Annotated in this window: 22 protein-coding genes and 1 pseudogene; 13 read left to right on the top strand and 10 right to left on the bottom strand. The window is 60.8% G+C overall.

Annotated features, from left to right (window positions below; all coding sequences use genetic code 11):
* Window positions 1-40: 40 nt before the first annotated feature.
* The 4 genes from KHO31_RS20085 (at window position 41) to KHO31_RS20100 (ending at window position 3,422) form a co-directional block, all read left to right on the top strand.
* Window positions 41-1,087 (top strand): phytoene/squalene synthase family protein, encoded by a 1,047-nt coding sequence (locus KHO31_RS20085; RefSeq protein WP_201140276.1) that lies wholly within the window; start codon window positions 41-43, stop codon window positions 1,085-1,087.
* A gap of 234 nt (window positions 1,088-1,321) precedes the next feature.
* Window positions 1,322-2,140: a hypothetical protein gene (locus KHO31_RS20090; protein ID WP_201074047.1), complete on the top strand. Its 819-nt coding sequence runs from the start codon at window positions 1,322-1,324 to the stop codon at window positions 2,138-2,140.
* A 36-nt stretch (window positions 2,141-2,176) separates the two neighbouring features.
* Window positions 2,177-2,992: a hypothetical protein gene (locus KHO31_RS20095; protein ID WP_201107809.1), complete on the top strand. Its 816-nt coding sequence runs from the start codon at window positions 2,177-2,179 to the stop codon at window positions 2,990-2,992.
* A gap of 181 nt (window positions 2,993-3,173) precedes the next feature.
* The gene (locus tag KHO31_RS20100; RefSeq protein WP_201074051.1) at window positions 3,174-3,422 is read left to right on the top strand and encodes a hypothetical protein; all 249 of its coding nucleotides are present in this window, start codon (window positions 3,174-3,176) and stop codon (window positions 3,420-3,422) included.
* 277 nt (window positions 3,423-3,699) lie between these two features.
* Here the strand turns inward: KHO31_RS20100 and KHO31_RS20105 are convergent, their stop codons facing one another.
* The 4 genes from KHO31_RS20105 to KHO31_RS20120 all read right to left on the bottom strand — a co-directional run bounded on the left by KHO31_RS20105 (window position 3,700) and on the right by KHO31_RS20120 (window position 6,972).
* Window positions 3,700-4,008: a DUF4148 domain-containing protein gene (locus KHO31_RS20105; protein ID WP_201074053.1), complete on the bottom strand. Its 309-nt coding sequence runs from the start codon at window positions 4,006-4,008 to the stop codon at window positions 3,700-3,702.
* Between the two features lie 230 nt (window positions 4,009-4,238).
* Window positions 4,239-5,102 carry an ABC transporter permease gene (locus tag KHO31_RS20110; protein ID WP_201140274.1) on the bottom strand — a complete coding sequence of 288 codons (864 nt, stop codon included), beginning with the start codon at window positions 5,100-5,102 and terminating at the stop codon, window positions 4,239-4,241.
* A 16-nt stretch (window positions 5,103-5,118) separates the two neighbouring features.
* Window positions 5,119-5,913 (bottom strand): ABC transporter ATP-binding protein, encoded by a 795-nt coding sequence (locus tag KHO31_RS20115; protein WP_097395642.1) that lies wholly within the window; start codon window positions 5,911-5,913, stop codon window positions 5,119-5,121.
* A 39-nt stretch (window positions 5,914-5,952) separates the two neighbouring features.
* On the bottom strand, window positions 5,953-6,972 hold the full coding sequence (locus tag KHO31_RS20120; RefSeq protein ID WP_201074057.1) for an ABC transporter substrate-binding protein: 1,020 nt from the start codon (window positions 6,970-6,972) through the stop codon (window positions 5,953-5,955).
* Between the two features lie 270 nt (window positions 6,973-7,242).
* Between KHO31_RS20120 and KHO31_RS20125 the strand changes: the two genes are divergently transcribed.
* The 6 genes from KHO31_RS20125 (at window position 7,243) to KHO31_RS20150 (ending at window position 13,242) form a co-directional block, all read left to right on the top strand.
* On the top strand, window positions 7,243-7,920 hold the full coding sequence (locus KHO31_RS20125) for a response regulator (protein ID WP_120296568.1): 678 nt from the start codon (window positions 7,243-7,245) through the stop codon (window positions 7,918-7,920).
* Window positions 7,910-9,307, top strand: a complete 1,398-nt coding sequence (locus KHO31_RS20130; protein ID WP_201140272.1) for a sensor histidine kinase — start codon at window positions 7,910-7,912, stop codon at window positions 9,305-9,307. The genes KHO31_RS20125 and KHO31_RS20130 overlap by 11 nt, the downstream gene beginning before the upstream one ends.
* 161 nt (window positions 9,308-9,468) lie before the next feature.
* Window positions 9,469-10,851, top strand: a complete 1,383-nt coding sequence (locus KHO31_RS20135) for a sensor histidine kinase (protein ID WP_201140270.1) — start codon at window positions 9,469-9,471, stop codon at window positions 10,849-10,851.
* 25 nt (window positions 10,852-10,876) lie between these two features.
* Window positions 10,877-11,575, top strand: a complete 699-nt coding sequence (locus KHO31_RS20140) for a response regulator (protein ID WP_201074063.1) — start codon at window positions 10,877-10,879, stop codon at window positions 11,573-11,575.
* A gap of 416 nt (window positions 11,576-11,991) precedes the next feature.
* Window positions 11,992-12,747 (top strand): COG4705 family protein, encoded by a 756-nt coding sequence (locus KHO31_RS20145; RefSeq protein WP_211624049.1) that lies wholly within the window; start codon window positions 11,992-11,994, stop codon window positions 12,745-12,747.
* Between the two features lie 87 nt (window positions 12,748-12,834).
* Entirely contained in the window at window positions 12,835-13,242 is a 408-nt protein-coding gene (locus KHO31_RS20150; RefSeq protein WP_201074327.1) for a histidine kinase, read from the top strand.
* Window positions 13,243-13,331: 89 nt separating this feature from the next.
* On the opposite strand, the gene KHO31_RS20155 is transcribed toward KHO31_RS20150, so the two are convergent.
* Window positions 13,332-13,610: a transposase gene (locus KHO31_RS20155; protein ID WP_201074065.1), complete on the bottom strand. Its 279-nt coding sequence runs from the start codon at window positions 13,608-13,610 to the stop codon at window positions 13,332-13,334.
* A gap of 434 nt (window positions 13,611-14,044) precedes the next feature.
* Here KHO31_RS20155 and KHO31_RS20160 point away from each other — a divergent pair, with 434 nt between their 5' ends.
* The gene (locus tag KHO31_RS20160) at window positions 14,045-14,932 is read left to right on the top strand and encodes an EAL domain-containing protein (RefSeq protein WP_211624003.1); all 888 of its coding nucleotides are present in this window, start codon (window positions 14,045-14,047) and stop codon (window positions 14,930-14,932) included.
* A gap of 210 nt (window positions 14,933-15,142) precedes the next feature.
* On the opposite strand, the gene KHO31_RS20165 is transcribed toward KHO31_RS20160, so the two are convergent.
* Together KHO31_RS20165 and KHO31_RS20170 are read right to left on the bottom strand one after the other, a co-directional pair.
* Complete coding sequence (locus KHO31_RS20165; protein WP_201074069.1) at window positions 15,143-16,411, bottom strand: isoprenylcysteine carboxylmethyltransferase family protein; 1,269 nt, start codon at window positions 16,409-16,411, stop codon at window positions 15,143-15,145.
* 77 nt (window positions 16,412-16,488) lie between these two features.
* The gene (locus KHO31_RS20170; protein ID WP_328822729.1) at window positions 16,489-17,643 is read right to left on the bottom strand and encodes a collagen-like triple helix repeat-containing protein; all 1,155 of its coding nucleotides are present in this window, start codon (window positions 17,641-17,643) and stop codon (window positions 16,489-16,491) included.
* Between KHO31_RS20170 and KHO31_RS39855 the strand changes: the two genes are divergently transcribed.
* Window positions 17,537-18,097, top strand: coding sequence for a hypothetical protein (locus KHO31_RS39855; RefSeq protein WP_328822730.1), 561 nt, complete (start codon window positions 17,537-17,539; stop codon window positions 18,095-18,097). The genes KHO31_RS20170 and KHO31_RS39855 overlap by 107 nt on opposite strands.
* Window positions 18,098-18,426: 329 nt before the next feature.
* On the opposite strand, the gene KHO31_RS20175 is transcribed toward KHO31_RS39855, so the two are convergent.
* The 3 genes and pseudogenes from KHO31_RS20175 to KHO31_RS20185 all read right to left on the bottom strand — a co-directional run.
* Window positions 18,427-19,587, bottom strand: a complete 1,161-nt coding sequence (locus KHO31_RS20175) for an iron-containing alcohol dehydrogenase (protein ID WP_201085000.1) — start codon at window positions 19,585-19,587, stop codon at window positions 18,427-18,429.
* Window positions 19,587-19,895 carry a putative quinol monooxygenase gene (locus KHO31_RS20180; protein ID WP_201084941.1) on the bottom strand — a complete coding sequence of 103 codons (309 nt, stop codon included), beginning with the start codon at window positions 19,893-19,895 and terminating at the stop codon, window positions 19,587-19,589. Before KHO31_RS20180 ends, KHO31_RS20175 begins: the two co-directional genes overlap by 1 nt.
* 25 nt (window positions 19,896-19,920) lie before the next feature.
* Window positions 19,921-20,112: pseudogene (locus KHO31_RS20185) on the bottom strand (glycerol-3-phosphate responsive antiterminator); the annotation flags it as partial.
* A gap of 223 nt (window positions 20,113-20,335) precedes the next feature.
* Between KHO31_RS20185 and KHO31_RS20190 the strand changes: the two are divergent.
* Window positions 20,336-21,007: an RNA polymerase factor sigma-70 gene (locus tag KHO31_RS20190; RefSeq protein WP_236071348.1), complete on the top strand. Its 672-nt coding sequence runs from the start codon at window positions 20,336-20,338 to the stop codon at window positions 21,005-21,007.
* The last annotated feature ends 76 nt before the right edge of the window (window positions 21,008-21,083 follow it).

Below are 21,083 nucleotides of genomic sequence, written 5' to 3' on the forward strand. Positions count from 1 at the left end.
CAGCGCCTGATTTTTGCCCAATACCGACCTGATCCTATCCATGCCGAATCCGACCCGGGCCTTTCTTCTTGGCCCGCTCCTGAAAGGCGTTTCACGCTCCTTCTATCTCACCCTGCGCGTGCTGCCCGTCGGGATGCGCGATCCGATCGGCCTCGCGTACCTGCTGGCGCGCGCGGCCGATACGATTGCGGACACCTCGCTAATCTCGCCTGAGCAACGCCTTGCGTTGCTGCTGTCGTTGCGCGACCAGGTCAACGGCGCCCCGGACGACGGCGCGCTGTTCCAGCGGATGGCTGCCGAAGTGGCGGGCCAACAGGTGCAGTCCGATGAAAAGGTCCTGCTCGAATCGCTCGGTCCCGCGCTAGAAGTGTTGTCACAACTCAGCGAATCCGACCGCAAGGCGGTACGCGAGATCGTGTCGACGCTGACCGATGGCATGGAATTCGACCTTCGCACGTTCCCCGATGAACGTTCAGGCCAGATCGCCGCGCTGCGCGTGTATGAGGAACTCGACCGTTATACCTACCTGGTGGCGGGCTGCGTCGGCGAATTCTGGACTACCATGACCTACGCACACATGCCTGGCACGCTGAAAGAGCGTCCCGAGACCATGGCGCGCCGCGGCGTGCGTTTCGGCAAGGCGCTGCAGATGACCAACGTCCTGCGCGATTGCGGCAAGGACTTGCGCATCGGCCGCTGTTACCTTCCGCAGACGATGCTCGATCAATATGCTCTGAGCGCGCAAGACCTCTTGCAGCCGGCGAATTCTGTTCGCGCCCGGCCGCTGATGATCGAACTCGTGCGCAAGACTCTGGATCACTTCCGGGAGGCCCTGGACTACACGCTGGCGATTCCCGCGTGGTCGGTGCGTTTGCGCCTCGCGTGTTTGTGGCCGATCCTGATCGGCCTGGAGACGCTGCTGTTGCTGGTGGATAACGATGCCTGGCTCGACCCGGCCAAGGTCTCCAAGGTCCGGCGCAATCATGTGTATCAGATGATTGCTTCTTCGCTGCTGCTGGTGCCTTCGAATGGCCTGGTGCGCAAGGCGGTTGAAACGCGGATCAAGCAGATTGAGACTCGGCTCTGATCGGCTGGTCTGTTTCACAGATGGTTAGGTATCCATGGCAATGACGGGGAAAGTTGACCCATAACGCACGCCCCACAGGAAACCCTTACAAATTAACGGCGTTGTCATAGTTGGTAATTAAAGTGCTGTTCGGAAACGGACTTGCGAAATTCACGCCTTGCGTGGATCGCCGGTCTTATCAGTTCGCTTACGCGATACCAATCAATCCGATCAGCTTCAGGTTATCAGCACGCCATGCAAACCCGACGGACCTTCCTTGCCTCCGCATCCAAAGCGGCGACGCTGCCGATTCTGGCGTCCACGCTTGGCGCATGCGGCGGCAATAGCCTTTCCACCAACACGCCCATCTCCGACTCCGAACTGCAGGCGCAGATGATCGGCAAGCTGAACGCGCAGCTCAACGACACCACCACGGGCAGCACGATCGAGCCGTATCTGATGGATGTGGGCTTTACGTGGGACCTTCCGTTGATTCCCGCAGCCCAGGTCAACACCATCGTCGCATATAGCTTTGGCAACCGGCCGAACGCGGCGAGCGGCAACACGTCGAGCAACGGCGGCAATCAGGCCGCCTTTCCCGATCCCGGGCCGATTAACGAAGAGCTCGCGGATGCTGTGCATCAGATCTATCAGTTGAACCCGGTGAAGGTCTTCGCGCAGTGGGAAATCGCGCGCTTTCTCGTGTCCAAGTATCAGATGAACAGCACGAATTTGCATTCCATCGAACCGGTCATTGCCAGCGACGGTTCGATCACCTACCTCAGCACCGATGGCGTGGCGGCCGCTATCGTCGCGCTCGAAGGGGGCGCCGCGGCAATGGGGAACGTGGCCGTGGTGGGCCATCGCGACCATGCGAAGCGTTGCATTCTGACGTCCGTGGGCCGCGGCATGAAAGCGTCGGCGGTGAAGGAAGTGACGCTGCCGGTCAATTACGATCCTTTGTCGGGGCAGCCGTGGACTCGCAATCGCGGGCTCTATCTGGTGCATGACATGTTTGCGCAATTGGCGGGCAAGGCCCTAACCGCGATCGCCCAGGCCTATCCGCAAGGCTAAAACACGTAACGTCATCACAGAACAGCAAGGCAACTCATGTCATCCCGCCGTAAATTTCTGATTTCGACATCGACCGCCGCCGCGTTGCCGGCCGCGGCCGCTATGCTTGCCGTGAGCAGCAATGCCTGGGCTAGCGACGCGCTCGTTTCCGACGCCGAGCTGCAACGTCAAATGCTCGGCAAGCTCACTGTAGAGCTGAACGATTCCGCGACTGCGAACACAGAAGCGCCGTATCTCCAGGACATCTTCTTTAGCTGGGATCTTCCCTCGATTCCGGTTGCTCAGATCGGCTCTATCGTCGCGTACAGCTTCGGTGACCGGCCTGCTGCAAGCGGCGCTAGTTCCACTGGCGGAACCGGTCAATCGCAACTGCCGCAGCCCGGCCCAATCAACGAAGAGATCGCGGATGCCGTGCATCAGCTGGTTCAGTCGAAGCCGGTGATGGTGTACGCGCAATGGGAAGTGGCCAGCGTGCTCGCGTCGAAATACCAGATGAGCAGCGCGAACCTTCAATCGGTCAAACCGCCTACCGTCGCGAGCAATGGCACGATCAGCTATCCGGCGCTCGACGATGTAGCCGCTGCGATCATCGCGCTTCAAGGCACTGCCGCGGCGCTTGGTACGGTGGCGGTCGTGACGCACCGCGACCAGGCGAAGCGCGCGATTCAGACGTCGCGCGCCCACGGCATGAACGCTTATGCGGCCCAAGGCGTGACGTTGCCGGTCGACTACGATGCACAGGCGTCACAGCCGGTGAATCGCCGTCGCGATCTCTATCTGTTGAACGACATGATGAACCAGTTCGCTACGTTGCGAACGAACCTGATCGCCCAGCAGTATCCCAACGGCTAGCGTGTTTTGCGTGCAGCGCACGTGCAGTGTGGGCAAGCGTACTGAATAAAAACGCCGTGGGCCGTTCAACGTGGCAATACCGCTTGATTTAATCTGCATCATTGAATAGCCACCGATCGGGAAACCCCTAGCATCCTGCATCGATGGTTCGCGTTAGTCTCTTCAAAAGAGGAGACGATCCATGCGACAAGCGTTCAATATTGCTGTGGTGTTGTTGCTTGGCTATTTGATGGCGGATAGGGCGCTGATGCGCGCACAAGCCGGAGAAATGGGGACCATTACGTGCCACCAAGGCGCGGAGCTGGTCAAGTCGGATGCATTGAAAAAGGGCTTCGGCGACGCCGGGGCCAGCAGTCAGGGTGAAAATTTCCTGTCGAGCTGTCTCGTCACGGGTCGTGGCCAGGTGGGCGACCTGATCGCCCGCGAATGACGCAAGCAGCCTGGTGCCGATGAGACTCGGCCGAGGCATAGCAATACATCAAGAAAAAGCGCCTAGACCGCGAAGGTCCAGGCGAAGTCATCGGGAACCCGATGACGGAGGTATCGAATACAGAACTGGCCCGCGATCGGGGATGCTCGGTCGCGGGCCAGTTCGTTTGAATCAGGGCGCGCGGTTGTGTTGCGCGCTTGGCGGACGATCAGGGCAAACTGCGTGGCCTCTGCGCTTCGTTCCGCTGCACAGCTGGGTTGCCAGCCTGGTGACCCGCTTAGTTGCCGAAGTACACCGACTTCGGACCGTTCACCGGAACCGGGTGGCCCGACTGCGACGAGCCACTCACCGCACCGCCGTAACCGCTTTCTGCGGCACCGTTTTGCGCGGCGACACGGGCTTGCGCAGCCTGAATGTCAGCGGGGTAGTACGGGTCGGCACGGCCCGGCTGGTAGCCGGCCTTTTCGAGTTGAATCAGTTCTGCGCGCACCTGGGCGCGGCTCACGGGCTGGTTGGACTGCGCAAACGAGGCAACAGGAGCGGCCAGCACGGCGGCGATAACAACAGCTTGAATGAGCGATTTCATGATGAACTACCTCCAGTTCGGTCTTTGTCTTGCTACGAGCGATCTTGTTCGTAGTCAGTGATTGCATTGTAGTTTTGCGATCTGGCCGGAGTAACCGTCAATTCAGGTAAGGTTTGTTGCGAGATTTGAGATAAACGAAGGGTGCTTTGCTCGATAGACCCTTGTGCGCTGCGTGGAACAAAAAAGGGCGCCAACGGCGCCCTTTCTCCCTATACAACCTGATGGTCAACTCAAACTGCTGCAGGCCGCCACTTCAACAATCGCTGTTCGACCGTAGTCAACAGGTAGTCCGCAGCCAGTGCGACCACAGCCAGCACGATCATTGCCGCGAACACACCGGCTGCATTGAACGCGCCTTGCGCCGTGGAGATCAACAGGCCGATACCTTGCTTTGAGCCGAGGAACTCGCCCACCACCGCACCGACCAGCGCAAAGCCGAAGCTCACGTGCAAGCTGGCAAGAATCCAGCTCAACGCCGACGGAATCACCACAGAAGTCGTTACCTGACGGCGCGACGCACCGAGAATCTGCGCATTCGCGATCATGTAGCGGTCGGCTTCACGCACGCCCTGAAACGCATTGGCGAACACGACGAAGAACACCATCACGACCGCCAGCGCCACCTTCGATGCCATGCCGAGACCGAGCGCAATCACGAACACCGAGCCGAGCACCACACGCGGAATCGAGTTGGCGATCTTGATGTAGAGGCTGAACACGTCGGAGAGCAGCTTGTTGCGGCCGAGCAGGATGCCGCAGAAGATGCCCGCCACCGAACCGATAATGAACCCGAGCCCGGTTTCTTCAAGCGTGACCCACACCTGCGTCAAGAGCGGACCTTGCGACGTGCCGTTCACGAACCAGTCGACGATCTGCGCGAAGATCGCACTCGGCATCGAGAAGAAGAACGGATCGATCCACTTCAGGCGTGCGGACAATTCCCATCCGCCGAGCACAACCACCAGCACGACAATGCGCAGCGTGATCACCAGCGCATGACGTTGCCGGATGCGTTTTTGCGCGACGCGTTCGACTTGTGCGAGTGTCACGGGATCGATGCCCGAAGGCATCGTTTGTTGAGAGGTCGTAGACATGTTTGCCGTTCCTTGATTAACCGATCTGCACTTCTTCGCGCAGGTCGTGCCAGATGTCGCGCGAGATTTCGATAAAACGTGGGTCGTAGCGAACCTCCGACGTGACGCGCGGACGCGGCAGATCGATTTCGTACACTTTCTTCAGCGTCGCCGGGCGCGCGGTCAACACGAACACGCGATCCGCAAGCGCAATCGCTTCTTCGAGATCGTGCGTGACGAACACCACCGAGCCGGCACCGCCCCACAGTTGCAGCAGTTCGTCCTGCATCAGCGTGCGCGTTTGCATGTCGAGCGCCGAGAAGGGCTCGTCCATCAGCAGAATTTCCGGCTTGTTGATGAAGGTTTGCGCGAGTGCCACGCGCTTTCTCATTCCGCCGGACAGTTGATGCGGGTAGTGTTTGCCGAACTTGTCGAGGCCCACGCGGCGCAGCCATTCGTTGGCTTCGTCGTACGCGGCGGATTTCGAGCGGCCGCGATACAGCGGGCCGGCTGCGACGTTGTCGATCACCGAGCGCCACGGAAACACGGCGTCGGCCTGAAACACGAAGCCGATGCGCGGATCGATGCCGTCCACCGGCGCGCCCATTACGCGCACTTCGCCGGTGGTGGGCTTCAGCAAGCCGGTGATCATGCTGAGCGTGGTGGACTTGCCGCAACCCGTCGGGCCGACAACCGCGACGAACTCGCCGCGTGCCACCGACATGCTGAAGTCGCGCAATGCGATCGTCGCTTTGCCGTCCGGAGAAATGAAACGGCACGATACGTTGCGCATCTCGATGGCGGGCGTATCGCGTGACATAGGTTGATTCATCGGCTGGTGCCTCGCAGTTCTTTTGATGTTGAAAGGGCGTTACTTCGCCGCGGTCTTGACCGCTGACGACACGTAGTCGTTGGTATAGGTCTTGGCGAGGTCGATATGCTTACCCTTCACCGAAGGGTTGAACGCAGACAGCACCTTCAGGACGGTGTCCGGGCCGTCGGCGGGCATCTTGCCGTCCTTGGTGAACATCGGCAGCGACGCCTTCAGCGCGCCGACGTACAGGTCCTTGTTGTTGCCGTAGTAGTCCTTCGGCATCTTCGCGGCGATCTCTTCCGCGCTATGCGTTGCGATGAAGTTCAGCGTCTTCGCGAACGCGTGCGCGAGTTTCGCTGCGTCGTCCTTGTGCGACTCGGCCCATGCGCGCTGCACGTAGAAGCTCGAAGCCGGATACGTGCCGCCGAGCGCGGCGCGCGTGCCTTCCAGCGTGCGCATATCGACCAGCACCTTGGCGTCGCCGGTCTTCAGCAACTGCGAGACGGTCGGCTCGGTGGTCATGCCCGCGTCGATGCGGTTCTGCTTGATGGCGGCGATAAAGCTGTTGTCCGCGCCCACCGGCAGCAGCGTGTATTGCGTGGACGGCACGCCCGCGCGTTGTGCGAGGTATTGCGTGAGGAAACTGGTCGACGAACCGAGGCCGGTCACGCCCAGCGTCTTGCCCTTCACGTCGGCCATGCTCTTGAGCGTTTCGGCGGCCTTGGTGGAGACCATTTCCACTTCACCCGGCACCTGGCCGAAAATCACCAGTGCCTGGACTTCCTTGCCCTTGCTCTGCAGGTCGATGGTGTGATCGTAGAAGCCCACCACGCCTTGCACCGCGCCCGCGAGCAGTTCGTTTTCCGCGTCGACGCCTGCCGGTTGCGAGAGGATTTCGACGTCGAGGCCTTCGTCCTTGAAATAGCCGAGCTGCTCCGTGAGCTTGGCCGGCAGATAGATGATCTTGGTGGCGCCGCCGACCATGATCGTCAGCTTCTCGGCGTGAGCCGCGGCAGAAGCGGCGGCAAGGGTGAACGCAACACCTGACACAGCGGCAATCTGGCGCAAGGTACGCATGGTGCAGTCTCCGTAGGTTTGGTCGCCGCGATGTGCGGATGCGGCGCTTTCTGGATGAATGACGGGGATTATAGAAATTGGAAACCTTCTGGCAGCTTTCGGGGCGGTGAGCAAATCATGGGTGTTAACCCGAAAACCCACTGCAACCGGATCGCCACCCCCTGGCAAACCCCATAACGTGGGCCACAAACCACGCAAGCCGCGCGCAAAGCCCTTGTTTTGCGGCACAATCGGCGTCCTGACTTTTGCCGTTCATTTGCCGTTCCCGCCATGAAGCTGCTGCTCATCGAAGACAACCCCACGCTGGCACACTGGCTCGCGAAGATGCTGGAGCAGGAGGCGTTCGCGCTCGACGCCGTGCAGGACGGCGACTCAGCGGACCGCTTGCTGCGCACCAATCACTACGACGTGATCCTGCTCGATCTGAATTTGCCGAAGCTGTCCGGCAAGAACGTGCTGCGCCGTTTGCGCCAGCGCGGAGACGCCACGCCGGTGCTGATCCTGACGGCGAGCGGTTCGATCGACGAAAAAGTGGAACTGCTCGGCGCCGGCGCGGACGACTACCTGGTCAAGCCTTTCGAAGTGCGTGAGCTGATCGCGCGGATCAAGGTGGCGATCCGGCGTCAGTCGCCGTCGAAAGCCAGCGAGGTGGTGTGCGGCGATCTCGCGTTCGACATCGACACGCGCCAGTTCACGCTTAAGGGCGCGCCGCTGAACGTCACGCCGCGCGAGCGCTCGGTGCTCGAAACACTGATTCTGCGTTTGGGCAAGACGGTGACGAAGCCCGCGCTGGTCGACGCGATCTTCACGCTCGCGGACGAGCCGAGCGAGGACGCGGTCGAAATCTACATCTCGCGGTTGCGCAAGAAACTCGACGGCAGTTCGGCTGCGATAGTCACGTTGCGCGGGCTCGGTTACCTGCTGCGCAAGAAAGAAGATGACCAATAGCCTGCGCATGCGTCTGCTGTGGTGGCTGCTGGTGCCACTCGCGCTGTACGTGTTCGTCACCGGCAAGGCCGAGTACGACAACGCCCGGCGCACAGCGGATCTCGTGCAGGACAACCAGCTAATTTCGTCGGCGCGGATGATCGCAGGTGAAGTGGAATGGATGGACGGCTTTCTGCGCGTGGACGTGCCGCCTGCCGCGCTCGAAGTGTTCGTGTCGCCGTATCGCGATCAGGTGTTCTACAGCGTGAGCGTCGACGACGGCCGGTTGCTCGCGGGCAGACCGGATTTTCCACAGCGCGCGGCGCGCTCGCCCGACTCGCCCGATCACTACGACACCGAACTCCATGGCCAGCCCGTCCGTGCGGTCGGGATCGTGCGGCTGATGTACGACAACGGCGCGACGCGCCGGGTACGGGTCACGGTGGGTAAGACGGTGCGCTCGCGCGACGCGATGGCGCAGCAACTGTGGCAGCCGCAACTCGTGCGGCAGATCGAGATGATCGTGCTGGCAGTCGCGCTGGCCTGCATCGGCCTCACGTTCGAGTTGCGGCCCTTGATGAAAGTGAAGGAAGAGGTCGCCGACCGCGATCCTATGCAGCTCGAACCGATTCGCGTCGAGCGCCTGCATACCGAGTTGCGGCCTATCGTCGAAGCGATCAATCAATGTATCGCGCGGCTCGGCGTGCAGGTGGCCGCGCAACGGCGTTTTATCGCCGACGCCGCGCACCAGTTGCGTACGCCGCTCACGCTGCTTGGCACGCAGTTGCAGTTCGCACGGCAGCAGGACGGCCTGAATCCCGCGCTCGACGAAGCGCTTGCCGCGATGCATCGCAGCAATCGATCGATGGTCGGGCTCACCAACAAGCTGCTGTTGCTCGCCCAGGCCGAGGCCGCCGACAACACACAATTGGCGGTGGAAACTGTCGATCTGGTGCCGCTGGCAATGGAAGTGGTCGAAGATCTGGCCCTGCTTGCGCAGGCCCGGGACATCGATCTTGGCGCAGAACTGAGCGGCCCCGCGCCGGTGGCCGGGCATCGCGGCCTGCTTCAGGCGCTGATCGCCAACCTCGCGGAGAACGCGATTCGCTATACCGGCAGTGGTGGACACGTCACGGTCGCGGTCAGTGCTCATGCCGATTCAGTCGCCGTGTCGGTGCTGGATGACGGCCCCGGCATTCCGGCCGAGTCGCGCAGCCGCGTGTTCGAACCGTTTTTCCGGGCGTCGGCGGATACCGAAGGAACTGGCCTTGGCCTTGCTATCGTGCGCGAAATTGCGGACGCGCATCATGGAGAGATCACGCTCAAGCCCGGTGAGAGCGGCAAAGGCGTGCACATGATCGTCTCGTTTCCACGCGCGGCGGCGGAAGAAGGATCTCTGCCCGGCTAAGTCAGTCGTGCCAAGTCGGTCAGGTTAATTCAGCCGCGTTAAATTGGCGGCTTTAAAGTGAGTCGGGGCAAACGCGCAATCGGGACAGGAAGCGCGTGGGCGAAAACGTCGAGTAGGAATCGCGCCCCTGGAATTTTTTTGGAAGTGAGGAAGGACGAATCGTGTTTTCAGGCAGTTTGCGCGGACGCTTGCTGTGGTGGCTCTTGCTGCCACTGGCAGCGTTCGTTTCCATTTCCGGCATGATTTCGTATCGCAATGCGCAGACCACGGCCGATCTGGTTCAGGACAACGCGTTGCTATCGTCGACGCGCATCATTGGCGAGGACATCGACTGGGATAACGGCAACGTCTCGATCCAGATTCCGCCGGCCGCGCTCGAACTGTTTGAGTCGCCGGAACAGGACAGCGTGTTCTATCGCGTCGAAGCGAGCGGCCACCGTCTGCTGGCAGGCAGCCTCGATTTGCCCGTGCCGCGCGGCGTGGGCGACGTCCCCATGGTCTACTCCACCCATCTCGACGACGGCCGCGCCGTGCGCGCGGCCGCCTACGTGCGGCAGCTTTACGACTCGGGCCGCACCGAGGAAGTTGTCGTAGCGGTCGCGAAGACGGAAGGCTCGCGCGATGCCATGGTGTGGCGCCTGTTGCGTCCGCAACTGTTCGGCGAGGTACTCACGTTGGTACTCGCCATGGTGTTCGTCTATCTTGGCCTGACCTTCGAATTGCGGCCGTTGATGAAGGTGAAGGACGACGTTTCCGATCGCAACGCGTCGCAACTTGAACCGATACGCGTGGCGCGATTGCATGTCGAATTAAGGCCCATTGTCGAAGCAATCAACCAGTGCATCGCGCGCATGGGCCAGCAGGCCGCGACTCAGCGGCAATTCATCTCCGACGCGGCGCATCAGTTGCGCACGCCGCTCGCGCTGCTGGTCACGCAGATCCAGTTCGCGCGGCAACGTGAGAATCGGGACGTGCCGCTCACCGAAGCACTGGCCGGCATGCATAAAAGCAGCCGCAAGCTGACCACGCTGACCAACAAACTATTGCTCCTCGCTCAGGCTGAGTCCGCGGCGCCCGCCAATGTGCGCGAACGGGTCGATCTGAGCGCGTTGATCGCAGGTGTGCTGGAGGAGCTGATTGCATTCGCGCAGTCGCGTGAAATCGATCTGGGCGCTGAGCTGGAAGACGGTTTATATGTGACCGGAGACGAGGCATTGACCGCGGCACTCGTGACCAATCTCGTCGACAACGCGTTGCGTTATACGCAACCCGGCGGCCGCGTCACCGTGCACACGCGGCACAGCAATGACATGGCGATCGTGCGTGTGATCGATAACGGGCCGGGTATCAAGGCTGAAGCGAGAGCGCGCGTGTTCGAGCGCTTCTATCGCGCGTCGAGTCACGCCGACGGAACCGGCCTCGGCTTGCCGATCGTGCGCGAGATCGCCTACCGGCAAGGCGGCACGGTCACGATTGAGCCGGGAGAGGGCGGTGTCGGCCTGGTCGCTACCGTCGAGATGCGACTGTGGTCGGCAGCGGTTTGATGAGCTGCCACATAAGGGGAGAATGATGAAACTGTTGCTCGTTGAAGACGACGCTGACCTCGCACGCTGGGTGATGAACCTGATGCAGGTCGAGAATTTCGCGATTGACTGGGCGCAGGACGGCGAGCGTGCGGAGACGCTGCTCGGCGTGCAGTGCTACGACGCGGTACTGCTCGATCTGCGGCTGCCGGGCATCGGTGGCAAGGAAGTACTGGCGCGCCTGCGCCGCAAACGCGACAACGTGCCGGTGCTGATGCTCACCGCCAACGGCTCGACCGACGACAAGGTGGCCTGCTTTTCGGCCGGCGCGGACGACTACGTCGTCAAGCCCTTCGAGGCGCGCGAGCTGGTGGCGCGCATCAAGGCGCTGATCCGCCGCCAGGCGGCTGGCGACAAGGGCCAGTCGATCGACTGCGGCGATCTGCGCTATCTGTTCGATTCGCGCGAGTTCGTACTGCAGGGCGAGCCATTACCGTTACGGCGGCGCGAACACGCCATCCTCGAAACGCTGATGCTGAAGCAGGGCAAGACGGTCTCGAAGTCCACGCTGATGGACAAGGTCTTCACGCTCGACGACGAACCCAGCGCCGATGCCATCGACATCTACATTCACCGCTTGCGCAAGCATCTTGCGAGCTCCAGCGCGAAGATCATGACCCTGCGCGGGCTCGGCTACATTCTGCGCGAAGAAGTGCCGTGCGAATCATTTGCCGGGGCGTTGTAATTGTAGAACCGCCGCCGGTTCGGCGCGGCGATCCATACCATCAAGCTGAACTTCCTGAGTGCTTGTACGGCGCTTTGACCGATTGCCTGAATGGACATTCAAATCTCCTGATAGAAAAACGTGTGTACTGCGTTCTGTCTATCGGCCTCGATTTGGTGTGCTTGAGCAGTAGATTTTTTGATTTATTCGAAGTCCTTAAGCGTCTCTTAAGACTCGATCAAAGCGCCTCTTAGCCGCCATTTCCCCACTGTGGTTCGGCGATCTCACCGGCATCCGCCATAAGCTTTTCATAAGGTTCCCCATTGCATATTCGGCGCATTGAGTGAGCGCGAGCGCGCCTGCTCGCAACGTCGAATTAAATGCTTATTAACGGGAGAACCAGCTTGCTAGAGACCTCGACTTATCGTGTTGCCGAGATGCGCAACAAAGTGCCCGAGGCAACCGTTGTCTTCTGGGCGATCAAGATCATGGCGACCACCGTCGGTGAAACCGGCGCAGATTATCTGGCCGTACACGTGGGGCTCGGCACCGCGCTCACCGGTGGGATGATGCTCACGTTGCTGGTTGCAGCATTGGCCGTGCAACTTCGCATGCGCAAGTATGTGCCGTGGGTTTACTGGCTGACCGTGGTTCTGGTCAGCGTGGTCGGCACGCAGATTACCGATGCACTGACCGATAAGCTCGGCGTCAGTCTTTACGTCAGCACGATCGTGTTTTCCCTCGCGCTGGCTGTGGTGTTCGCGCTCTGGTATCGCAGTGAGCGGACGCTGTCGATTCACACCATTTACACGAGGCGGCGGGAGCTTTTTTACTGGGCTGCAGTGTTGTTCACCTTCGCGCTGGGCACCGCAGCCGGCGATCTCGCGACAGAAGCGTTGGGGCTCGGCTTCATGATCGGCGTCGTGGCATTCAGCGCGCTCATCGCTTTGGTGGGTGCCGTCTATTACATCGGTGGAAATCCGGTGCTGACGTTCTGGCTTGCCTACATTCTGACGCGGCCGTTGGGCGCTTCGTTTGGCGATCTGCTTTCGCAATCGCGCGCTTACGGCGGTATCGGTCTCGGCACGATCAATACGAGCCTGCTGTTTCTGTGTGCGATCGTCGTGCTGGTCATCTTTGCGAGTGCAGTCGAACAACGGTCTATGCGCGCTATCGCAGCACGTGAACCTTGAGCGCGCTCCGTTCGAGAAGTCGTAGACGTCGTCCTTTTTTCAATCGTATATCGGATCAAACGGAAGAGAACAATCATGAATCAACGCATGCTCAGCAAAACCGTCATCGCTTCTTTCATCGCTATCTCTGCTCTCAGTTTCGGACATCACGAAGCAGGCAGAATTGGCTTTCCGTCGGCCGAAGCGGCAGAACCTGCCACGACGTCGAAGCTCGGCGACCTGTCGCAGTTTCGCAAGATCGCCGCCGACACCGCGGCCCTGGTCGACAAAGGCAACCTCGCGGGCGGCAAGACGCGCATCAAAGATCTGGAACTCGCATGGGATGACGCCGAGCCTTCACTGAAGCCTCGTGCCGCAGCGGACTGGCACACCGTCGACAAAGCAATCGACCGCGCGCTGAGCGCGTTACGCGCCAGCACGCCAAACGCAGTGGAATGCAAGCAGTCGCTCGCCGATCTGCTGACGGTGATGGATCGGATGAACGGCAAGGCCTGACGACCCGACGGACGTGAGTGGCGGCCATCAGTGAACCAGCGGTTCGCCCCTGAATCGATACGGTATGCGAAGTAATGCTTATGCTGGGTTCAGCAGGTCGACAGCGCCTGGTCGCACAGGGGCAGGCGCTCATTCACCCGCTCCAGAACGCCCGTTTTTTTCCAGGTCATATACCGAAGATAACAGGTCTGTTGCGGCGGGAAAGTTGCCGGTAGCCTGTGCCACTTTTCTTTCGTTTGTTGCAGCCAGAGAATCGCGTTGAGAATCTCGCGATCGCTGCGACGGGGCCGCCCGCGACCAGACGGCACCACGGGAAAAAGATGCTGGACGCGCGCCCAATCGACGTCGGTGAGAGGAATCTGAAGCATCTTCCGCCTTGAATGACTGTGTGAGGAATTCGCAGTCGCTACATGCTGCGTTAATGCCGATGCTAGTGAATATTTTTTACTCGGTCAATTGTTCTTGTTGCGGTGCGGGAACCTGATTTATCGTTTGTTGTATCGTGAACTTATGCTCAATTCACGACGCTGTTGCTCACTTAATGAAAGGGCAGATTTGCGGTAATCGCCGCGTTCAATTCACTGCAAGATGTACCGTAACGTTGAGACGGAACGCTACGTAACATCCGCGTTCATGGAAACGTTCGGGGATGAAAAATTACGTTTCGCCAGGTTTGACTATCGCGCAGCAAACCCTTATTCAACAGGGACATTAGCGAGTCTCGCCGTTTGATTGCACAGCGAACGCGTTACTTGGCATGACACGTGCATACGTTAGCGAGGTTAAATAAATCGCTTATGCCATGCTAACGCTCGACTATAGAAAGTCTGTATCGCTCGCAACTACAGCAACTACATTCGGCACGCGCACCGCTTGCGTCGAGCAGACCGATTGGGACGACTCGCGCGATGATTCCATGGCGCTGAGCGAACTCGAAGACCGCGTCAGCGAAGGCTTGCGCGCGGGCGAGTTTCATCTCGTGTTTCAAGGCGCTTATCGCGCGGCAGGTGGCGCGCCAGCGCGCCTCGAAGCGCAAGTGCGATGGACGCATCCCGACTACGGCCTGTTGCTTCCTGGCATTTTCATGATGCCGCTCGAGCACCCGCAGGTCGCAATGGAAATGGCGCTGTTCGTTATCGACGGCGTGTGCAGAGAGTTGCGCGATTGCCCCTCGTCGACGGCTGCGCTTCAGCCAATTGCGATCACGGTGCCGGCGCAAGTGGCCGTGCTCGAATCCTTTGCCGACGACCTCACGCGCATCGCGCGCTCGTATGGCGTGCCGCCTAATCTGCTGGTAATCGAAGTGCCCGATAGCGCTGACGCGGCACGTCTGCTGTCTTTGCGTACCTTGACCTCCGGCCTTCGGTCTGCAGGAGCCGGCATCTCGCTGGGCAAGTGGGGCAATGGCGCGTCTTCGCTCGCGCTGCTCGGTGCACTCGACGTAGACACCGTCACGATCGCGCCTGACCTGATGGCTGCGGTTCCGCGTGATCCTCGTGCGTGCATGGTGATATCGGCGTTACTGGATCTGCTCCATTCGCTCGACGTGCAGATTGTGGTGAACGGCGTGGAGACCAAAGAACAGTTGCAATGGTTGAGCTCATGGCCGGACGCGCTGGTACAAGGCTTCCTGCTATCACGCCCGAAGGCAGGGCTGGCCAATGCGCTGGCGCTAAGCCGCGAATCGTGACTACGGCACGCGACGTTACGTAACGTCCCGTTCGCGACGTCGTTGAACTGAGTATCCGGTGCTCATTGAAGATTGGCAGTCATGACGCTTTCGTCTGCGTCTGACGGCAACTGATTGTCAGTGGTAAAAAATGCCGATCCCACTTATCGCGTCATTGAATAATGCTGCGATGCAAAAAATGCGCTCTACTGCGTTCGTAGAATAAACACCTTATCGAAACGCGCGCGCGATTCTGGCGAACAGCCCATTCCTCGCGATCCATTCAGCGTAAGCACGATAGTCGGGATCGTTCATCAGATGCCGTTCCTCGGTTTTGGCGCGCATGAAGTACAGCAGATTCACGCCCGCCAGCGCGACGCAGTGCGTGAGCGCGACTTGCCAGCCCAACGGTTCGACGAACGGCACCGAGACCATCCAGAACGAAAGATTCTTTGTGATGTAGGCGGGATGCTTCGTGAAGCGATAAGGGCCCGAGGTGACGATGCCGCGATTGGTCAAGTTCGAAAACCGCAATCCGAACGCGATGGTGGAAAGCGCGTAGCTGAAGACCAGGGCGATAATCACGGCGCCCCAGATGATTCGGACAATGGGCATGGACGTCAGCCAGTTGTCCCAGAACATCGTGCCCTGGTAGTGCATGTACTGATTCGAAATCACAGACCAGAACGGCTGATAACAGACAAGCGCAACTAGCCAGCCGAGCGCGGTCGGCTCCGCGCTGCGCACGTGGGTATCGAGAATGCGCAGTGTGCACAGATAACCTACGGTGCCGAACATCAGGTCCATCGTGAAGGACAGGTCATACATGAACCTGAACGTCGCGAGCGAGAACGGCGCGTTCATGGCGGTCGCAAGCGATGCGCCGATATGGTCCGCATCGGTGGAAAGATAGGTGATCATCAGCGGCAGGAAGAACGCTTTCACCATCCATCCGGCCAGCATTTCACGCACGGGCTTCCAGTTGGCTGGGCGTTGCCCGCAAAACACAAGGCGGCCCCACAACATATAGGCATCGTCGACTTCGCGCTGACGCCTGTCCATCCACGCAAAGTAAAGCGGCGCGGCCACGATCAGATACGGTGCGAGCGTACGGATCAGAGACCAGAAGGGGTTATAGAACGTGCCGTGATACTCGGGCAACAGCCAGTAGAGCAGACCGATGCCGGCATACACGGAAGCCAGCGCGGCAAGGCGCAAACCCACACGCGCGACACTGAGCGGCCGAACCGCCTGGCCGGTAAGTCCCGCGCTTGGGCGTAGATACACGCGTGCGACAAACAGCTCGTATAGGGTAATCGTCGCAATGATCGCGAGACAGGCGGCGGTACTGCGGCCCGCGCCGTCGAGCGCGGTACTGTCGCGTAGCAGCCAGAGTGTCAGAAGGCCGGCAACGATACCAAGCAGGCCTACGGAAAATGGCGTCGCCGAACGTGGCCGCTGCTCTTCCACGTGCGCGACGTTATCCAGAGTGGAGTTCATGTCATCCTCGTATTCATGACATAGATAGCGGCCGGGTTTTTGATTTTTGAAGTCCCGGCCGCTGGTCGAATGACTGCTTATTTACCGGCGACACCGCCAAGCAAACCGGTGACAAGGTTCGTTACCGGCGCCAGCGGATTCGTGCTGGTCGAACCGCTACCCGCACTGCCGGTCAGGCCGGTCACAAGGCCGGTGACCGGTGTGAGCGGCGAGGTCTTGCCAGCCGCGCCGCTCGCGGTCGAGCTCAACGTGGTAACGAGACCCGTGACGGGGGCGAGTGGTGAGCTTTGGCCCGCGGCGCCGCTCAGTGTCGAGGTCAGTGTCGTGACGAGGCCGGTGACCGGCGCGAGCGGACCGCCGGCGCTGGACGTGCCACCAAGCGAACCCAGGCTGCCGAGAAGTCCGGTGATCGGCGCGAGCGGGCTGCCGGTGCTACCGGTCCCACCGAGCGAACCGAGATTGCCGATCAGGCCGGTCAGCGGCGGGATGCCGATGCCGCCGCCGGATCCACCCGATCCGCTCGATCCGCCAAGCGGGCCGACCAGGCCGGCGATCGGTGCCAACGGGTTGGTCGTCGCGCCCGTCAGCAGGCCGCCCGTACTCGTGACTGTCTTGCCCAGCTGGCTCACTACGCCGCCGATATCTTTACCCACCTGATCGCCAGTCGCCCCGGACACTTTCTGACCGGCCGAATCGAGTCCGTTGCCGATCGTGCTCAGAAGGTTGTTGAGCGGCGCGCCGAGGCCCGTGGTGTTGCCGATGGTCTGCGTTGTATTCGAGACCATCAGTGTGATCGGGTTGATGACCGTGCTCAGTTGCGTTTCGACCTGTTGAACCGGCGCGCTGGTCAGCGCCGAGTTCAATCCCGCGCCAACTTTGATGACGCCGTTGCCCACACCGCCGACAGCCGTACCCAAGGGCGACGTGACAGCTGCGAGCGGCGCGAGAGGTCCGGTTCCGAGACTCGTCGCCACGCCGCCGACCGCCGTAACGGCCGCGCCTGCATCGGCGACGACACCCGACGTGGAGGTCAGGGTCGGGCCAAGCGGATTGGTCGAGCTGCCCAGCGTGCCGAGACCCGCGACCGTGCCGTTGCCGAGCACCTTGACGCCGTTGCCGAGATCGGTGACTGCAGCGCCGAGATTCGATGTCGTTGCGCCGTTGACGCCCGGGATTGAGGTGCCGGTGATCTTGGACCCCGTATCGGCGACGGTCGTGCCGACGGCAGTGATGAGGTTGCCGCCCTGCGTGACGACGGTGCCGATCGGGGTGGAGGAGGTGCCGGAGGTACCGGAGCTGGAGCTGGAGGTGCCCGAACTGCTGGAGCTGCTGGAGGTACCTGAACTGCTGGAGCTGCTGGAGCTGCTGGAGGTGCCCGAGCTGCTGGAGCTGCTGGAAGTGCCCGAGCTGCTGGAACTGCTCGAGGTACCCGAGCTGCTAGAGCTGGAAGTGCCTGAGCTGCTAGAGCTGGAAGTGCCTGAGCTGCTGGAGCTGGAAGTGCCCGAGCTGCTCGAACCGGAGGTGCCCGAGCTGCTGGTGCCAGAGGTGCCTGAGGTACCTGAGCCGCTGGAAGCACCGGAACTGCTAGCGCCGGAGCTGGAGCCCGAACCACCCGAAGTTCCGCCGAGCCCGCCCCCGCCAAGCCCGCTATTGGGAAGTCTGAGATTGCTGGTTCCGCAACCGTAGAGCACGAGTAATGTAGACGTCGCGACAGCAATGGCTGTCCGACCGATGAATTTTTGCATGATGTCCCCGTTGAACGACTATTGGCGGGGCTTAACACTGCAAATTGCGCGCCAGACGTGGCTTACAGCTTAATGTCAATAATTGAACGCATATATGATTGAAAATATGATCATGTGAAGAATTTATTGCTAGGAAAACGCGATTCTGCTTAAGCTGGCTAAGCCGTGTTCCATACGCATGCTACGTAACGTGTCCGGTGGGCGTAACGGCGCGGAGCCGCCGCCAACCATCGCGGCGACTCCTGCCCTCCTCACTGTCCCCCGTGCCGATTAAAACGCAGCGCTATAGATCGCCAACGCATCGGCTTCGGTAACAGGCCGGGGGTTATTCACCAGAAGACGCGTTTGCAACATCGCGTCGCTCGCCATCCGTTCGAGCCCGCTACGTTCGATGCCGACGTCGCGCAACCGGGCTGGAATCGCGGTCGCGGCAATCATCTGTTCGAGCCGTTCGATCAATGCCAGCGTCTTGCTCTCAGCGCTGCCCGTCATACCCGGCACGATCACGTCCGCGAGTTCCGCGTACAGGTGCGCCGCTGCCTCGGCGTTGAACCGCAACACATGCGGCAGCACAAGCGCATTCGAAAGACCGTGCGGGACGTGATAAATGCCGCCGATCGGATACGCGAGCGCATGCACCGCGGCCACGGGCGAATTGGCGAACGCCTGACCGGCGAAGGCCGCGCCGAGCAGCATTGCTTCGCGCGCCTCGCGGTTCTGGCCGTTCTCGCAAGCGGGCAACAGATTACGTGACAGGAGGTCGAGCGCCTTCACCGCCAGCATGTCGGACACCGGGTTCTTCAGATGCGCGGACGTGTACGCTTCGATTGCGTGAACCATCGCGTCGACGCCGGTGGCCGCGGTCGCGGCAGCAGGCAGCCCGAGCGTGAGTTCCGCGTCGAGGATTGCCAGATCGGCGACCAGTTGCGGCGCGACCACGCCCATTTTCTTCGCCTCGCCCACCGTCACGATCGATACGGCCGTGACTTCGGAGCCGGTGCCCGCGGTGGTCGGCATCTGCACGAGCGGCAAGCGTGACACCGTGACCTTGTTCACTCCGTACATGTCGCTGAGCGCTTGCTGATCCTGCGGAGCCAGCACGGCGATCAGCTTCGCCACGTCCATCGACGAACCGCCGCCGAGTCCCAGCACGATTTCTGCGCCGGCCTCGCGCGCACGCGACGTAGCCTCGAGCACGATGTGCTCGGGCGGATCGGCAATCACGTCGTCGATCACGGTGGCATTCCAGCCATGCGACGCGAGATCGGCGAGCGCCGGATTCAGCAGCCCGCTCTTGTGAAGAAAGCCATCGGTCACCACGCACAGGCGTGTGAGTGAGGGAAATTGCGCGCGCAACAAAGCGCCGAGACGGCGCGCGGCACCAAACTCGACGACCATGGTCGGTACTGTTTGAAACCGAAATGCGTTCATCATGCTGCGTCCCCAGACACCATGTGGCTCGTGACTTCGCGCCGGTCGAGCAGCGGAATGATGGTGCCGAAGCCGAGTCTTTGGAAATGCGGCGTTTCGCGATGCACCGCAAGGCCATCGGCGTCGCTGTACTGTTCGAGAATCACAAAATGATCGGCATCGACCGGCGAACGGAAGAATTCGTAGTAGAGATTTTTGGGCTCCGCGCGGGTCGCCGCGGCGAGTTCCGTGAGGGGCTTCACAATCGCGTCGCCGTTGCCGGGTTTGGCGAAATAATGCGCGATTACCTGCAGATAAGCACTAGCCATCGATTACTCCAACAAGATGGGACCTTCAACGTTCAGGATTCAGATTCCACAATTCGGTGTCGCTGGTGGATACCGCGACGGCGCCGTTCTTCAACTCGTCGAGCACTTCACCTCTGTTGCAGGCGAAGCCCGATGCGACGATTGGCGGCAATGCCTTGCGGTCTTGCGCGGACAGATGCGAGCGCATCGGCGCAGACATCAGTTGTACCAGATTCGGAGCGTGTCATTCATAGCGGACCAAACTGATTGACGACTTGTTGACTACTGAGTGCGGACCACCGGGCAGCGCCCTCAGAGCGCCATTTTCGTCGGTCCGACTGGAGCGCCGCAATTCACCAGACAAACCTATCGAAACTGTAAGGCTATTCCAAATCTTGATTGAGAATGATTCGCGTTTACGTTAGATTGGCGCTCTTCCTTGAGAAATGCGGAGCGAATCTATGACTGAGGTGCTCATCCGGCGGGAGCCTTCAACAGCGATACCGATGTCGGTTCTCAGCGCCGGCGTCGCCTGTCCTCCGGGTCGGCGGCAGGCGCACGGTCACGCCCGGTCGGTCGATTGGAAGAAGGGCACGCTGCTCGACGTGCTGATCGCCAACCGGCCGATGCTCGTCAATCTGGCGCGCGGCTTCGTGGGCTGCGCGAGTCTCGCGGAGGACGTGGTGCACGACGTCTTCATCAAACTGATCGACTTCCCGGATCAGGATGCCGTGCGGCAACCCGTGGCCTACGTGACTCGCATGGTGCGCAATGCGTCGATCGATGCTTTCCGCCGCCAGAGCCTCGAAAACACGTATCACGCTGATGAAGACGACGGCCTGCATGTGCCTTCGCCGGAGCCTTCGCCCGAAGCGGCGCTGCTCGTGCGCGACACGCTGCGGCACGTCTACAACGCACTCGAGCAACTGCCGCCGCGCAGCCGCGCGGCGTTCGAGATGGTGCGCTTGCGCGAGGAAACGCTGCAAAGCACGGCGCGCGCGCTCGACGTCTCGCAAACGCTGGTGCATTTCATGGTGCGCGATGCCGAAAAACATTGCGCCGACTGCCTCGACGCCTGCAATCGCGGCGAGGCCGGTCCCGCGTTCTGCAGCGGCCGCGCCCGCCGGCGGTAAAAAAGCGCGCGCATCAAACGTCAATTGAGTAGAGGCGATGGGCGAGCGAGATGCGCCCGCCGCTGTTCCGGGGTAG

Source organism: Paraburkholderia domus, from assembly GCF_905220705.1.
GTDB lineage: Bacteria > Pseudomonadota > Gammaproteobacteria > Burkholderiales > Burkholderiaceae > Paraburkholderia > Paraburkholderia domus.

Coding starts and splice junctions, on each gene's coding strand:
- KHO31_RS20085 (WP_201140276.1), top strand. CDS start 41: ATGCCGAATCCGACCCGGGCCTTTCTTCTTGGCCCGCTCCTGAAAGGC.
- KHO31_RS20090 (WP_201074047.1), top strand. CDS start 1,322: ATGCAAACCCGACGGACCTTCCTTGCCTCCGCATCCAAAGCGGCGACG.
- KHO31_RS20095 (WP_201107809.1), top strand. CDS start 2,177: ATGTCATCCCGCCGTAAATTTCTGATTTCGACATCGACCGCCGCCGCG.
- KHO31_RS20100 (WP_201074051.1), top strand. CDS start 3,174: ATGCGACAAGCGTTCAATATTGCTGTGGTGTTGTTGCTTGGCTATTTG.
- KHO31_RS20105 (WP_201074053.1), bottom strand. CDS start 4,008: ATGAAATCGCTCATTCAAGCTGTTGTTATCGCCGCCGTGCTGGCCGCT.
- KHO31_RS20110 (WP_201140274.1), bottom strand. CDS start 5,102: ATGTCTACGACCTCTCAACAAACGATGCCTTCGGGCATCGATCCCGTG.
- KHO31_RS20115 (WP_097395642.1), bottom strand. CDS start 5,913: ATGAATCAACCTATGTCACGCGATACGCCCGCCATCGAGATGCGCAAC.
- KHO31_RS20120 (WP_201074057.1), bottom strand. CDS start 6,972: ATGCGTACCTTGCGCCAGATTGCCGCTGTGTCAGGTGTTGCGTTCACC.
- KHO31_RS20125 (WP_120296568.1), top strand. CDS start 7,243: ATGAAGCTGCTGCTCATCGAAGACAACCCCACGCTGGCACACTGGCTC.
- KHO31_RS20130 (WP_201140272.1), top strand. CDS start 7,910: ATGACCAATAGCCTGCGCATGCGTCTGCTGTGGTGGCTGCTGGTGCCA.
- KHO31_RS20140 (WP_201074063.1), top strand. CDS start 10,877: ATGAAACTGTTGCTCGTTGAAGACGACGCTGACCTCGCACGCTGGGTG.
- KHO31_RS20145 (WP_211624049.1), top strand. CDS start 11,992: ATGCGCAACAAAGTGCCCGAGGCAACCGTTGTCTTCTGGGCGATCAAG.
- KHO31_RS20150 (WP_201074327.1), top strand. CDS start 12,835: ATGCTCAGCAAAACCGTCATCGCTTCTTTCATCGCTATCTCTGCTCTC.
- KHO31_RS20155 (WP_201074065.1), bottom strand. CDS start 13,610: ATGCTTCAGATTCCTCTCACCGACGTCGATTGGGCGCGCGTCCAGCAT.
- KHO31_RS20160 (WP_211624003.1), top strand. CDS start 14,045: ATGCTAACGCTCGACTATAGAAAGTCTGTATCGCTCGCAACTACAGCA.
- KHO31_RS20165 (WP_201074069.1), bottom strand. CDS start 16,411: ATGAACTCCACTCTGGATAACGTCGCGCACGTGGAAGAGCAGCGGCCA.
- KHO31_RS20175 (WP_201085000.1), bottom strand. CDS start 19,587: ATGAACGCATTTCGGTTTCAAACAGTACCGACCATGGTCGTCGAGTTT.
- KHO31_RS20180 (WP_201084941.1), bottom strand. CDS start 19,895: ATGGCTAGTGCTTATCTGCAGGTAATCGCGCATTATTTCGCCAAACCC.
- KHO31_RS20190 (WP_236071348.1), top strand. CDS start 20,336: ATGACTGAGGTGCTCATCCGGCGGGAGCCTTCAACAGCGATACCGATG.